8 protein-coding genes and 4 tRNA genes are annotated in these 14,285 nt (G+C 63.9%); 8 read left to right on the top strand and 4 right to left on the bottom strand.

What is annotated here, in order from left to right; translation table 11 throughout:
• Positions 1-173: 173 nt before the first annotated feature.
• Positions 174-2,090: a phosphogluconate dehydratase gene (gene edd / locus ABQU90_RS21345; protein WP_115513089.1), complete on the top strand. Its 1,917-nt coding sequence runs from the start codon at positions 174-176 to the stop codon at positions 2,088-2,090.
• A 52-nt stretch (positions 2,091-2,142) separates the two neighbouring features.
• On the top strand, positions 2,143-2,802 hold the full coding sequence (locus ABQU90_RS21340) for a bifunctional 4-hydroxy-2-oxoglutarate aldolase/2-dehydro-3-deoxy-phosphogluconate aldolase (protein ID WP_039815810.1): 660 nt from the start codon (positions 2,143-2,145) through the stop codon (positions 2,800-2,802).
• 1,390 nt (positions 2,803-4,192) lie between these two features.
• Here the strand turns inward: ABQU90_RS21340 and ABQU90_RS21335 are convergent.
• Genes ABQU90_RS21335 through ABQU90_RS21325 form a run of 3 tightly spaced genes read right to left on the bottom strand, consistent with a single transcriptional unit; the run spans position 4,193 to position 11,930 of the window.
• Positions 4,193-7,279, bottom strand: a complete 3,087-nt coding sequence (locus tag ABQU90_RS21335; RefSeq protein WP_323522747.1) for an efflux RND transporter permease subunit — start codon at positions 7,277-7,279, stop codon at positions 4,193-4,195.
• Positions 7,276-10,788 (bottom strand): efflux RND transporter permease subunit, encoded by a 3,513-nt coding sequence (locus ABQU90_RS21330; protein WP_323522746.1) that lies wholly within the window; start codon positions 10,786-10,788, stop codon positions 7,276-7,278. Before ABQU90_RS21330 ends, ABQU90_RS21335 begins: the two co-directional genes overlap by 4 nt.
• Positions 10,785-11,930: an efflux RND transporter periplasmic adaptor subunit gene (locus ABQU90_RS21325; RefSeq protein ID WP_323522745.1), complete on the bottom strand. Its 1,146-nt coding sequence runs from the start codon at positions 11,928-11,930 to the stop codon at positions 10,785-10,787. Before ABQU90_RS21325 ends, ABQU90_RS21330 begins: the two co-directional genes overlap by 4 nt.
• Positions 11,931-12,135: 205 nt before the next feature.
• Between ABQU90_RS21325 and ABQU90_RS21320 the strand changes: the two genes are divergently transcribed.
• From ABQU90_RS21320 to ABQU90_RS21305, 4 genes are all read left to right on the top strand, one after another.
• Positions 12,136-12,537: a c-type cytochrome gene (locus ABQU90_RS21320; protein ID WP_323522744.1), complete on the top strand. Its 402-nt coding sequence runs from the start codon at positions 12,136-12,138 to the stop codon at positions 12,535-12,537.
• An 8-nt stretch (positions 12,538-12,545) separates the two neighbouring features.
• Entirely contained in the window at positions 12,546-13,007 is a 462-nt protein-coding gene (locus ABQU90_RS21315; protein ID WP_055854122.1) for a c-type cytochrome, read from the top strand.
• 101 nt (positions 13,008-13,108) lie between these two features.
• Positions 13,109-13,184, top strand: a tRNA-Ala gene (locus ABQU90_RS21310).
• Positions 13,185-13,231: 47 nt separating this feature from the next.
• Positions 13,232-13,307: transfer RNA gene (locus ABQU90_RS21305), tRNA-Glu, on the top strand.
• A 262-nt stretch (positions 13,308-13,569) separates the two neighbouring features.
• Here ABQU90_RS21305 and ABQU90_RS21300 read toward each other — a convergent pair.
• Positions 13,570-13,755, bottom strand: a complete 186-nt coding sequence (locus ABQU90_RS21300) for a hypothetical protein (protein WP_323522743.1) — start codon at positions 13,753-13,755, stop codon at positions 13,570-13,572.
• A 248-nt stretch (positions 13,756-14,003) separates the two neighbouring features.
• Between ABQU90_RS21300 and ABQU90_RS21295 the strand changes: the two genes are divergently transcribed.
• Positions 14,004-14,079 (top strand) — tRNA-Ala (locus ABQU90_RS21295).
• Between the two features lie 47 nt (positions 14,080-14,126).
• Positions 14,127-14,202: transfer RNA gene (locus ABQU90_RS21290), tRNA-Glu, on the top strand.
• Positions 14,203-14,285 lie beyond the last annotated feature (83 nt).

Raw genomic sequence — 14,285 nt, 5'->3', positions numbered from 1 at the left:
TTCGCGAAAGTGGATGCGCTGTGAGTACTTCGCAACAGCCAATGCAACGTGCGTCGCTCGCAACCACAGCTTCAATGCGAGTGCCTCGCACCAGTCCGCACATCCAGGTGCGGGTATTTAAACTACGTAACAGCGTGCTTTCTTCTCCCCCCGTTTCTCATAGCCGGTAGCCAATGAGCCTGCATCCGAACATCCAAGCTGTCACCGACCGTATCCGCAAGCGCAGCGCGCCGTCGCGCGCGGCGTATCTGGCCGGCCTCGATGCCGCCCTGCGTGAGGGTCCGTTCCGTAGCCGCCTGAGCTGCGGCAATCTTGCGCACGGCTTTGCGGCGTCCGAACCGACCGACAAATCGCGTCTGCGCGGTGCGGCCACGCCTAACCTGGGCATCATCACCGCCTATAACGACATGCTGTCGGCACACCAGCCGTTCGAGCATTACCCGCAGCTGATTCGCGATGCCGCGCGTGCGCTCGGCGCCACCGCGCAGGTGGCCGGTGGCGTGCCGGCGATGTGCGACGGCGTGACCCAGGGCCGCGCCGGCATGGAGCTGTCGCTGTTTTCGCGCGACAACATCGCGCAAGCCGCAGCGATCGGCCTTAGCCACGACATGTTCGACAGCGTGGTGTACCTGGGCGTGTGCGACAAGATCGTGCCGGGTCTGTTGATCGGTGCGCTGGCCTTCGGTCATCTGCCTGCGCTGTTCATGCCGGCCGGCCCGATGACGCCGGGCATCCCGAACAAGCAAAAAGCCGAAGTGCGCGAGCGCTATGCCGCCGGCGAAGCCACCCGCGCCGAGCTGCTGGAAGCCGAGGCGTCGTCGTATCACTCGCCTGGCACCTGCACCTTTTACGGCACCGCCAATTCCAACCAGGTGCTGCTCGAAGCGATGGGCGTGCAATTGCCCGGCGCCTCGTTCGTCAACCCGGAATTGCCGCTGCGCGATGCACTGACCCGTGAGGGCACCGCACGCGCCTTGGCGATCTCCGCACTGGGCGATGACTTCCGTCCGTTCGGTCGCTTGATCGACGAACGCGCCATCGTCAATGCGGTGGTCACGCTGATGGCGACCGGCGGCTCGACCAACCACACCATCCACTGGATCGCCGTGGCGCGTGCGGCCGGCATCGTGTTGACCTGGGACGACATGGACCTGATCTCGCAGACCGTGCCGTTGCTGACCCGCATCTATCCCAACGGCGAAGCCGACGTGAATCGCTTCCAGGCCGCAGGCGGCACCGCGTTCGTCTTCCGCGAGCTGATGGACGCCGGCTACATGCACGACGATCTGCCCACCGTGGTCGAAGGCGGCATGCGTGCCTACGCCAACGAGCCGCGGTTGCAGGACGGCAAGGTCACTTATGTGCCCGGCACCGCGACCACCGCCGATGACAGCGTGGCGCGCCCGGTCAGCGATGCGTTCGAAGCGCAAGGCGGCCTGCGCCTGCTGCGCGGCAACCTGGGCCGCTCGCTGATCAAGCTGTCGGCGGTCAAGCCGCAGCACCGCAAGATCGAAGCGCCTGCGGTGGTGATCGACACGCCGCAGGTGCTGAACAAGCTGCACGCCGCCGGCGTGCTGCCGCACGACTTCGTGGTGGTGCTGCGGTATCAGGGCCCGCGTGCCAACGGTATGCCGGAGCTGCATTCGATGGCACCGCTGCTCGGCCTGCTGCAGAACCAGGGCCGCCGCGTGGCGTTGGTCACTGACGGCCGTTTGTCGGGTGCCTCGGGCAAGTTCCCCGCCGCGATCCACATGACGCCGGAAGCCGCGCGTGGCGGCCCGATTGGCCGCGTCCGCGAAGGCGACATGGTGCGGCTGGACGGCGAAGCCGGCACGCTGGAAGTGCTGGTCTCGGCCGAAGAATGGGCATCGCGCGAAGTGGCGCCCAATACCGCCGTGGCCGGCAACGACCTGGGCCGCAACCTGTTTGCGATCAACCGCCAGGTCGTCGGCCCGGCCGACCAGGGCGCGATCTCGATTTCCTGCGGCCCGACGCATCCGGACGGTGCACTGTGGAGCTACGACGCCGAGTACGAACTCGGCGCAGATGCTGCCGCAGCCGCCGCGCCGCACGAGTCCAAGGACGCCTGATCCCCTTCCCTCTCAGCGACCGCCCCGGCGGTCGCCGTCTAATGGAGTTGCAATGACGATTGCCCAGACCCAGAACACCGCCGAACAACTGCTGCGCGACGCCGGCATCCTGCCGGTGGTCACTGTCGATACGCTGGACCAGGCGCGCCGCGTGGCCGACGCGCTGCTCGAAGGCGGGTTGCCCGCGATCGAGCTCACTCTGCGCACACCGATCGCGATCGAAGCGCTGGCCATGCTCAAGCGCGAACTGCCCAATATCGTGATCGGCGCTGGCACCGTGCTGAGCGAACTGCAGTTGCGTCAGTCGGTGGATGCCGGTGCGGATTTCCTGGTGACGCCCGGCACGCCTGCCCCGCTCGCGCGCTTGCTGGCCGATGCGCCGATCCCGGCCGTTCCCGGCGCAGCCACCCCGACCGAATTGCTGACCCTGATGGGCCTGGGCTTTCGCGTGTGCAAGCTGTTCCCGGCCACTGCCGTCGGCGGCCTGCAAATGCTCAAGGGCCTCGCCGGCCCGCTGTCCGAGCTCAAGCTCTGTCCCACCGGCGGCATCAGCGAAGCTAACGCAGCAGAGTTTCTGTCGCAGCCGAACGTGCTGTGCATCGGCGGCTCGTGGATGGTGCCCAAGGACTGGTTGGCTCAGGGCCAATGGGACAAGGTCAAGGAAAGCTCGGCCAAGGCCGCGGCGATCGTTCGGCAGGTGCGTGCGGGTTAATTTCTGGGCGCCGCATCCAGAGCGTTGAAAAGCCGGGCTGCGGTGGAAAGCTGATTGGCTGACAAAAACTGGTTGGCTGAGGAAAGCCTGGTTGGCTAGCGCTTTCAAATGATTGAGGAAAGCGCAGTTTGTTGACGCTTTAGGTTTGGCTGAGGAAAGCCTGATTCGCTCGCGCATTTCTCTTGTGCGTGGAGCGGCCCGCGGGCACCGGGGCAGGACACGCCGTGAACCCATCCATGGGGGCTCTTACACGACATTCTTGTCGTGTAAGGTCCTGCCCCGGCGCCCGCAGACCACTCATCGAATGTTCCTGTGTTGGCGGAACGTGGAGCAGCGATTACTGTCGGGCACGCTCCCCCGCCAAGCTTTGAAGAATTGCTTTACCTGATCAAGATCATGATGGCGACTCGCCGAGGCGGCAGCGTGGCCGGGGATTGGCGGAGAGCGGCACAAGGATGTGTCGCGGCGGCGAGTCAGACAGGATGTCTGACCGAGCCGAGTAGCCGATTCCCGGCCGCGCTGCTGCCTCTCACCGAAGCCAGTAACCAACAGCCGCGCACTTGGCAGTACCAGGAAAACCGTACCCTCACCCCAACCCCTCTCCCGGCGGGAGAGGGGCTTCAGGCGGCTCATGACGTTCAAGGCTCTAGCGCTACGTAGCGGTGGCGTTTTCGGCGCACCACGACACCCCAGCAGATCCCTGATCTGCTGCTGTCATCGAAAATCGCGCAGGTCATGGGAAACAGGAAGGAGAATTCGCTTGGCGATGCAGTGACTCGCCGAGGCGACAGCGTGGCCGGGGATTGGCGGAGAGCGGCACAAGGATGTGCCGCGGCGGCGAGTCAGACAGGATGTCTGACCGAGCCGAGTAGCCGATTCCCGGACGCGCTGTCGCCCCTCACCGAATCCAGTAACCAACAGCCGCGCACTTGGCAGTACCAGGAAAACCGTACCCTCACCCCAACCCCTCTCCCGACGGGAGAGGGGCTCCAGGCGGGTCATGACGTTCAAGGCTCTAGCGCTACGTGGCGGTGGCGTTTTCCGCGCACCACGACACCCCAGCAGATCCCTGATCTGCTGCTGTCATCAAAAATCGCGCAGGTCATGGAAAACAGGAAGGAAAATTCGCTTGCCTTGACCAAGGCGTTGCAGTGACTCGCCGAGGCGGCAGCGTGGCCGGGGATTGGCGGAGAGCGGCACAAGGATGTGCCGCGGCGGCGAGTCAGACAGGATGTCTGACCGAGCCGAGTAGCCGATTCCCGGACGCGCTGTCGCCCCTCAACGAAGCCAGTAACCAACAGCCGCGCACTTGGCAGCACCCGGAAAACCGTACCCTCACCCCAACCCCTCTCCCGGCGGGAGAGGGGCTTTGAGACGGATCGTTGGTCGTTCAAGACTCCAGCGAGGCTCTCGCCTGCGTCGTCTTCGGCACACCCCGCGCACGTCGTACCAGCGCCGCTGCGCCGTTGCTCATGTCATCGAGAATCGCGTAGATCGTCGGCAGGAACAGCAGGCTCACCACGGTGGAAAACGCCAGGCCGCCGGCGATGGCGCGGGCCATCGGGAAGTACGGCGGGCCGTCGCTGAACATCGTGGTGCTGGTCAGCGAGATCGGCACCATCGCCAGGATCGCGGTGCCCATCGTCATCATGATCGGCCGCAACCGCTCGCGTGAGCCCTCGACCAGCGCCTGCGTCCGGCCCATGCCGCGTCGGCGCAAATTGTTGATGTGCTCGATCATCACGATGCCGTTGTTCACCACCACACCCATCAGCACCAGGATGCCGATGAAGGACATGATGCCGAACGAGGTGCCGGTGATCCAGAACAGCCAGAACACACCGAAGATCGAAAACAGCACGCCGCTCATGATCGCGGCCGGGAACAGCAGCGATTCGAACACCGCCGCCATCACCACATAAATCATCACCAACGCGATCACCAGGTTGAACAGCATCTGGCCCATCGCTTCACCGTCGTTCTGATAGTTGCCGCCATCGAAGGTGTAGCTGTAACCGGCAGGAAAATTCATTGCCTTGAGCGGCTTTTCCATCGCCGCGCGTGCTTCCGGCACGGTGATTTTTTCGGCCAGATTGGCCTTGATGGTCAACGTGGTCTGGCGATTGGTGCGCCCGATCTGCGTGGCCGCCGGGCGGATCTGCACATCGACCAGACTCAGCAGCGGCACGCTGCGGCCATCCTTGGTGCGTACGCTGAAGCCGGCCAGATCTTCCGGCTTGCTTTGCTCGGCGCCAGCAAAACGCACCCACACCGGCACTTCATTGTCGCCACGACGGAACTCGCGCAGCGGCGTGCCGCGCAGTGCCAGCCCCACGAAACTGGCCACCTGCTCCGCACTGAAACCGAACGCGGCAGCACGCTCGCGATCGACGCGGATCGCCAGCTCGCTGGTGCGATCGCCGGTATCCACATGCACGTCGCGTAACTCCTTGCGTTGCGCCAGCAGCGGCACCACCTCATCGGCCAGCGACTTGAGCGCCTCGGTGGAGTCGCCAACCAATTGCACCTGCACGCCCTGGTTGCCGCTATCACCATCGCCCTGATTGCCGATGCTGTAGTCGGCACGCGCAGACCGCGGCAACGCCTTACGGATCTGCTCCAGCAATGGCGGCAGGTCTTTGACCTTGCTCGCATCGAAGGTCACCGTCGTGCTGCTGCCTTCCACCTCGCTGAACCACGAATAGACCTGGGCGATGTGGTACTTCTCGCGATTGGCTTCCAGGTAATTCTCGACTCGCCCGACCTCTTCCCCCAGCTGCTCATGCGTGTACGAGCCCTTCCACTGATATTGGATGAAGGCCTCGTTGCCGCCATCGCCGCCGAACATGTCGACCTTGGTCAGTTTCATCGGCACCAAGCTGATGGCGCTCACCAGGATGATCCCGGCCACGCTCCAGCCGCGATGGGCCAGCGTCCATGCAAGTACCCGCGCATAGCGCTGTTGCAGTCTTGCGATCACGCCATGATCGGAGGTCACCATCGGTGGCGTCTTCATGCGTGCCGACAGCATCGGGATCAGGCTGATCGCCACCAACCACGACGCCAACAACGACACCGAAATGGTGATCGCGATCTGCGCCATGAAGATGGAGATGTTGTTGGTTTCGCCGAACAGATTCGGCACGAACACGATGCAATGGCACAGCGTACCTGCGCTCAGCGCAATCGCCACGCTGCGGGTGCCGAGCAATGCCGCGAGCTGCGGCTGCCCGGGCATGCGCTCGCGCTCCTGGTAGATGCTTTCCACCACCACCACGGCGTTGTCCACCAGCATGCCCACCGCGAGCAGCAAGCCCATCATCGTCAGGATGTTGAGCGTGACGCCGACGAAATACATGAAGCCCAACGTGATCGCAAAGCAGATCGGGATCGCCAGGGTCACCATCAAGGTCGATGGCCAATGCCGCAGAAAAAAGAACAGCACGGTGATCGACAACAACAGGCCCACCGCCCCGGCTTCGGCGAGTTCGGCCAGCGACGAGGTCACGGCCTTGCCCTGGTTGTCGATGACCTTGATCTGCACATCGCGCATCGCGGGCTCGGCGCGAATGTCTTCCACCTCTTTCAGCGCGGCCTTGGACACTTCCACCAGATTGGCGCTGCGCTCCTTGAAGACATCCAGACCGATCGCCGGGCGCCCATCCAGCCGCCGCCCGTAGTTCATGCGCGTGGGCTTGAGGCGCACCTCGGCGATATCGCCAAGACGCAACCCCTTGGCATTGAGGACCAGATCACGCAGTTCCTGCAGGTCGCGCAACTCGCCGATGGGCTGCACCCGAATGCGCTGTCCGTTGTCGTCGATCTGCCCGGCGGACACCGAGAAATTGAGCTTGCCCAGCCGCTCGCTCAGGTCGTTGAGGCTGAGGTCGTGCGCGGTGAGGCGATCCGGCGCGATGGCGATCTCCACCTCGTTGGGCGGAGCACCGGAAATTTCGACCTTCGCCACGCCGGGAATGCGTTCGATGCGCCGCTTGAACTCGCGGTCGAGCATGTCGTACGCGCCGGTCAGATCGGTCTGGCTGGCCAGGCGCACCTTGAGCACCGGCTCGTCGCTGCTGGACCATTTGAAGATATGGAAACGCTGCAGATCGTCGGGAAATTCGTCGCGAATCGCATCCAGCCGCTCGCGCGCATCCGATGCCGCGATGGCGATATCGCGGTCCCAATCGGAGAACTCGATAAAGATGTTGGCGCCATCGGCAGTGGCGGTGGAGCGCATGCGCTTGATGCCGGTCATCGTGGCCAAGGCTTCTTCGGCCGGCCGCACCAGATTGCGCTCCACCTCGTCCGGCGTGGAGCCGGTGTACGGCAGTTGCACGAACAAAAACGGCGCCGAGATGTCCGGCAATGCCTCCAACGGCAATCGGAAGGCGGCGATCAAGCCCACCACCACCAACGACACAAAACACATGATGGTGGTGACCGGGCGACGAATGCTGAAGGCCGCAACGCTCATAGCGCCTCCAGTCCGTCGGTGTTTTCACGCGTCTGCGCCTGCTGCCGCGCCATGCGCCGGCCGCGCTCCAGGTAGTACGCGTCCGCACGGCGATCCAGCAAGTCGTACACCACCGGAATCACCAGCAGGGTCAACAGCGTGGACACCAGCAGGCCACCAATCACGGTGATCGCCATCGGTGCGCGCACTTCCGCGCCCTCGCCCATCGCCACCGCCAGCGGCAGGAAGCCGAACAAGGTGCACAGCGTGGTCATGACGATCGGCCGCAGACGCGAGCGTGCGCCTTCAATCAGTGCCTCACGCTTGGGCACGCCTTCTTCGCGCAACTGGTTGACCTTGTCGATCAGGATGATCGCGTTCTTGGTCACCAGGCCCACCAGCAGGATCAGCCCGATGAACACCACCACCGAGACCGGCTTGCCGGTCATCAGCAGCGCCAGCACCGCGCCCACCATCGCCAGCGGGATGGTGAACAGGATGACGAACGGGTGCAGCAGCGATTCGAACTGCGACGCCATCACCAGATAGACCAGAAAGATCGCCAGCCCGAACGCAAACAACAACGATTTGACCGACTGCGCCAGCTCCTCGCCCTGCCCGCCGATATGCATGCCGACGCCGGCAGCCAACGGATCCTTTCGCACCAGCGTTTCCACTTCGCGCACCGCACCGCCCAGGTCGATGTCCTTCAGGCTGGCCGACACGATCGCCACGCGGGTCTGATCGGCACGATGGATCTCGCTCGGGCCGGTCGTCGCCAGCACCTCGGCCACGGCGGCCAGGCGCACGGGGCGACTGCTGCCCGGATTGACGATCAGCTGGCGGATCGCATCCACGCTGGCACGGTCGCTGTGTTGCGCACGCACCAGCACATCGATCTTGCGGTCGCGAAAGCTGTAGCGCGTGGCCACATCGCCACGCACCTTTTTGACGATGACATCGGCGATCTGCCGCGTGGTCAAGCCCAGTGCACCGGCACGCTCTTGATCGAAGCGGATCTGGATCTCCGGAAAGCCCTCTTCCACCGTCGATTTGACGTCGGCATAGTGACCATTGGCGCGCAGCATCGCGGCCAGTTTTTGCCCGGCCCGCTCCAGCTCGCCCAGATCCTGACCGCGCAATTCCACTTCCAGCGGAGTCGAGAAACTAAACAGCGCCGGCCGCGCGAAATCCACCTGCGCACCGGGGTGCCCGACCATGCTGCTGCGCAGACGCTGCGTCGCCGCCGCTTCCACTTCGGGGCTGCCGCCGCCGGCCATCACCACGGTGAGCTTGCCGATGTTCTCCCCGCTTTCGGTGGGGTTGGCATCCAGCCGCGTGCCGCTGCCGCTCACGCCATACAACGATGCAATGCCGGGGTCTTTGTCGTGCGCGAGTTGCAGCTCGCGCACCAGTGCATCGGTCTGCGCAAGCGGCGTGCCGGACGGCAGTTTCACGGTCATCTCGAAACGATCCTGCGCCAGCTGCGGGATCAGGTCCGCCCCCAGCATCGGCACCAACAGCACGGTGCCGACAAACGCGGCCGCGGCCAATCCCAGCACCAGACCGGGCCGACGCAACGCTGCCGGCAACATCGCCAGATAGCCACGCTCGGCACGGCCGTACGGCGCCATCGCAATGTCGCTGGCCTTGCGCATCACTGGCGACACCACCCGTGAGATGCCGCGCCACAATTTGACCACCGCCCACGCCCCGCCGAAGAACGCATAGCGCACGCTGGCCCCCGCCCCGCGACGGCCGGCAGCCACTGGCTTGAGCCAGCGCTGTTCGGGCGTCCAATCCGGGTGGTCCGGCTCATCCGGAAATGCCATCGGTGGCGCACCCTTCAGTGAGCTCAGCATCGGAATCAGCGTCATCGAGACGACCAACGAGATCGCAATGGCGATCGCCACCGTCAGCGCCTGATCGCGGAACAACTGCCCGGCGATGCCTTCGACGAACACCAGCGGCAGGAACACCGCAATGGTGGTCAACGTGGACGCCATCACTGCCATGCTCACTTCGCGGGTACCGGCAATAGCCGCATCCAGCACGCTCAAGCCACGTTCGCGCGCCTTGGCGATGCTCTCCAGCACCACGATCGAATCGTCCACCACCAGGCCGGTAGCCAGTGCCAGCCCGCCCAGCGACATTACGTTGAGGCTCAAGCCAAGCTGGCCCATGAAGAAGAACGTGGTGATGATCGACACCGGCAACGACAGGCTGATCACGAACGTGCTCCAGCCGTCGCGCAGGAACAGGAAGATGATCAGGATCGCCAGCACACCGCCGATCACCGCATCTTTTTTGACATCGCTGATCGCGTGTTCGATGAAGTGCGACTGGTCTTCGATGGTGGTGATCTGCACATCGCCCGGCACGGTTGCCTTGAGCTGCTCCAGTCGCGCGCGCAGTGCGGCCGCCGTGGATACGGTGTTGGCATCGCCTTCCTTGTAGATCGCCAGCTCCACCGCTTCCTTGCCGCCAAGACGGATGATCGCCTCGCGCTCCTTGTAGCCTTGGCGCACGTCGGCCACATCTTTCAGCCGCACCGGCATGCCGCCGGCGATGCTGCTGCTGGACGCCGACGACGTGCTCTGCACTTCCGCCGCTGCCGCCAGCGCCGCCTGCGAGCCGGTGGACGCGGCAATCGCATACATCTGCTGCATCGCTGCATCGGCGGCGCTGCTACTGCTGCTCTGCGCGGTGACCAGCATGTTGCGGATCTCGTCCAGATCCACAAACTGGTTCACCGTGCGCACCAGATACCGCTGCGAGCCTTCTTCCAGCCGGCCGCCGGAGATGTTGACGTTCTCCTCCTTGAGCCGGGTGATCACGTTGTCGATGGGCAGATTGAGCTGCGCCAGTTTCTGCTGATCGATATCGACCTGGATCTCGTCTTCCAGCCCGCCGCCGACCTTGACTGCGGCCACACCGGCCACCGGTTCGAGCTTCTTTTTCAGGTCTTCGTCGGCATAGCGGCGAAGACCGGTGAGCTGACGGATCGCATCGGCGTCCGACGCCGGGGCCTGCTTGGGCGACAACGCCAGCCGCATGATCGGTTCGGTGGATGGATTGAAGCGCAGCAGCACCGGCGGCTTGGTTTCCAGCGGCAGCGACAGCGCTTCCATCTTGTCGCGCACTTCCAGGCCGGCCTGGTCCATGTTGGTGCCCCAGGCGAATTCCATCACCACATCGCTCTGCCCGGTGCGCGAAATCGACTTGAGCTTGCGCAGGTTCTTGACCACGCCGACGGCTTCTTCCACCGGTTCGGTCACCAACGTTTCGATTTCCGCCGGCGCCGCGCCGGTGTATTCGGTGCGCACGGTGAGCGTGGGGTAGCTCAGGTCGGGCAGCAGATTGACCTTGAGGCTACGCAGCGCGATCAGGCCGAACAACAGCATGGTCACGGTGATCATGGCGATGGTCACGCGCCGCCGCGTGGCGAAGGCCACCAATCCACCGCCGCCGCCATGCAGAGGCGCGTGCGGGTCGTGCACGGGTCCGTGCGCGTTGCCGTGATCGCTCATGAGCGCGTCTCATCGCTGCCGGTCTTGTCGCCGGCCGCCGGTATCGCAGCAGCAACTGGTTTGCGTTCTGGCTGGCCAATCACCTGCACGGCAGTGCCATCGCGCAGCGCCACCTTGCCGGCAGTCACCACCTGATCGCCTTCCTTCAAACCCTGCCGCACTTCCAGCCACGGGCCTTCGGCGTAACCAAGCTTCACCGGGACCCGGCTGGCCTTGCCATTGCGCACCACAAACACCGCAGGCTCACCATCATCGAGCAGCGCCAGGCGCGGAATCACCAATGCATCCTTGCGCTGGTCATAGTCGATACGGATGCGCCCGAACATGCCCGGCTGCAGCGACTCGGCGCCCTTGCCGAAGGCGCACACCACACGGAACGTGCCGCTGCCCGAATCCACCACCGGCGCAATGCGATCCACCTTGCCGACGAACTGCTGGCCCGGCAGCGCATCGGCCAGCAAGGTCACCGGCTGGCCCGACTTCAACGTCGCCAGTTCGCGCTCGGGCACGTTGAGCGTGGCTTCCAGCTGCGAGTCGTCGACGATGCGGAAGATCGGCGTGTTGATCTGCACGAAGTTGCCGGTCTTGATCGAACGCGAAGCGATCACGCCGGAAATCGGCGCCTGCACCGTGGTGTAGGACAGCTCCAGCGATGCCAGCCGGTGCTGCGCGCGGCTGTTTTCCACATCGAACTTCAGCTGATCCACATCGGCTGCACTCACCAGCTGCTGACCGACCAATTGCGTGGCGCGGCGGTAGCTGTTTTCCAGCTTGCGTAGTTGCGCTTCGCTTTGCGCAACGGCCAGATGCGCGCGATCCGGATCCAGTCGCACCAGCGCCTGGCCGGCCGACACTTTCTGACCCTCTTCCACCATCACCGCCAATGCCACGCCGGAGGTCTTGGCGACCACCTGCGCTTCCGCACGCGGCTCCAGTGCTGCGGTACCGGTATAGCTGGCAGCCACCGCGCGACGCGCCGCCTTGGCGATTTCCACCGGCACGGTATCGACGGCCTTTTTTTCTTCCGAGGCCTTGGCTTCCCCATCGCCGGTCTTGCAGCCGCCCAACAACAGACTGGTGGAGATCAATACTGCGGCGGCGCAAATTCCGCTGCGGCCGGGCAAGAAGGAAAGTGGCGACATCGTCGTGTCCTAGTGGATGCGTGAACAGGTGTTGTAGGCAAGTAAACCACCCGAACATGCATGTCGCCAATGCGCCAAAGGTCATGGTCTGTTCAACTTCGCGTATTCACCCCGTTTGCTCCACGCCAATTCGCAGGCATACTCGGTCCGGTTCCGTCACGCCCCCACCGTGCGGACGCTCAATCAGTCTTCCGGATACGAAACCATGCGCCCGCAGCCGCTCGCCGCTTGTCTCGCTCTGGTCGTCTTCCTGCCGTTTGGGGGCGCATCAGCGACACCGTCAGTCACGCCAGCAGTACCGGCCACGCCGGCGCCTGCCGCCGCCGCACCTGCTGCCGCCGCGCCCGCAGCGCCGACCGGCAATCCCTCCAATGGCCGCCTGCTGGCGTATACCTGCCAGGGCTGCCACGGCTTGACCGGCTACAAGAACGCCTATCCCAGTTACCGCGTGCCCAAGATCGGTGGCCAGTCCAGTCAGTATCTGACACAGGCGCTGACCGAATACCGCAAGGGCAAGCGCAAACACCCGACCATGCAGGCGCAGGCGCAGAGTTTCTCCGAGCAGGACATCGCCGACATCTCCGCCTTCCTGTCCACCCTCAAATAAGCGCCCACATGCCGAACGCCCTGCACGCTCCGCGTCTAGCCATCGTCCTGGTCGCTGCCCTGATGATGGCGGCCTGCTCTCAATCCCAGGTCGAATCCACCGATCACTCCGCCGGCGATGCCGGCCATGCCAGCGGCGAGCACGGCTCTGGCTCCTCTGCCGGCTTGCCCACCGGTCGCGCCGAGGCTGGCGACAAACTTGCGCATACCAAAGGCAAGGCCACCGGCCAGAGCTGCGTGGATTGCCACGGTGCCGATGGCAATGCGCCGATCGACCCCAGCTATCCCAAGCTTGGCGGCCAGTACGGCGACTATCTTGCGCACGCGCTGCAGGCCTATCGCAGTGGCGACCGCCAGCACCCGTTGATGACTGCGCAGGCCACTGCATTGAGCGATCAGGACATCGCCGACCTCGCCGCGTATTTCGGTGCCCGGCCGACGCAGCTGCGCGATCTTCACGGCGTCAAGTGAGTTTCAGGCAGCGCTGCCGAGCGCACGCGCTGTCTCAATCGGAATGAAAAAGCGCTTGCGCGAACATTAACGGGTCGCTATCATTTCGTTCTCAGTTTCGTGGGGCCATAGCTCAGCTGGGAGAGCGCCTGCATGGCATGCAGGAGGTCGGCGGTTCGATCCCGCCTGGCTCCACCATCTCAGACATTAGGCCGTCTGACTTGACAACTCAGGTTTTGATCTGCGTCCCCATCGTCTAGAGGCCTAGGACACCACCCTTTCACGGTGGACACCGGGGTTCGAATCCCCGTGGGGACGCCAATCATCCAAAAGCCCTGGCTCTGCCGGGGCTTTTTTTTGCCTGTTTTTTTGCAGTGATGAGCGCTCTTGCTGTGTCTCGGTAGCAGCCTCGCTGCCGCCCTGGATGTGTCAAAAAATTCGAGCGTCGTTGCGTTGCGCACGGCCTGGAATGTACATCGACACCATCGGCGACCTGCCGAACGAGGGCTCACTGGAACCGGCCTGCGCGAGTGTGGCGCAGACGTCCTGCGCAAGCAGTCGCGTCGATCACGCGCTCGCATCGTCAGCGGCGACCCAAGCGCGGCATCGAGTGCCACGTGCGGTTGCGCAACGAACGCCGCGCACAACGTGGACGTCGAGCATTGGTCGCTAACGTCGACTTCGCCGTCTGTTGCGAATGCGGGCGCTGGATGCTGCCACTGATCACGATGTTGATGATTGACGGCAGCGCGTCGATGCTGCGGTCCATGCGCCAATGCGAGACGACATCCGCAACTCTTACCTACTCCGCAACGCCGACGACGACGACGAACCATCCAGGCCATCGGATTGATCGCAAGAACCTTCGCGAGAAGAGACGTATTGATTGGCTGCATACGCAACTTCGTGCTGATCACGCAATCCAGTTGGACGCGCCGAAGCGCCGGAGATCTTTTTTGCACAGACCGCTTCCCAAAGCCTTCTTCAGTCGGTATGATTGCCGGCTCGCAGCAACGCGGGGCCATAGCTCAGCTGGGAGAGCGCCTGCATGGCATGCAGGAGGTCGGCGGTTCGATCCCGCCTGGCTCCACCACTTCAGACATTAGGCCGTCTGGAATGGACAACGAGGTTTTGATATGCGTCCCCATCGTCTAGAGGCCTAGGACACCACCCTTTCACGGTGGACACCGGGGTTCGAATCCCCGTGGGGACGCCAATCATCCAAAAGCCCCGGCTCTGCCGGGGCTTTTTTTATGCATGTTTGCAGTGCTCAGCAGTGATGCCGAAGACCGCCCGGTT

Source organism: Xanthomonas sp. WHRI 10207, assembly GCF_040202975.1.
In the GTDB taxonomy this organism is placed as follows: domain Bacteria; phylum Pseudomonadota; class Gammaproteobacteria; order Xanthomonadales; family Xanthomonadaceae; genus Xanthomonas.
This window is presented reverse-complemented; position numbering and strand designations above follow the sequence as displayed.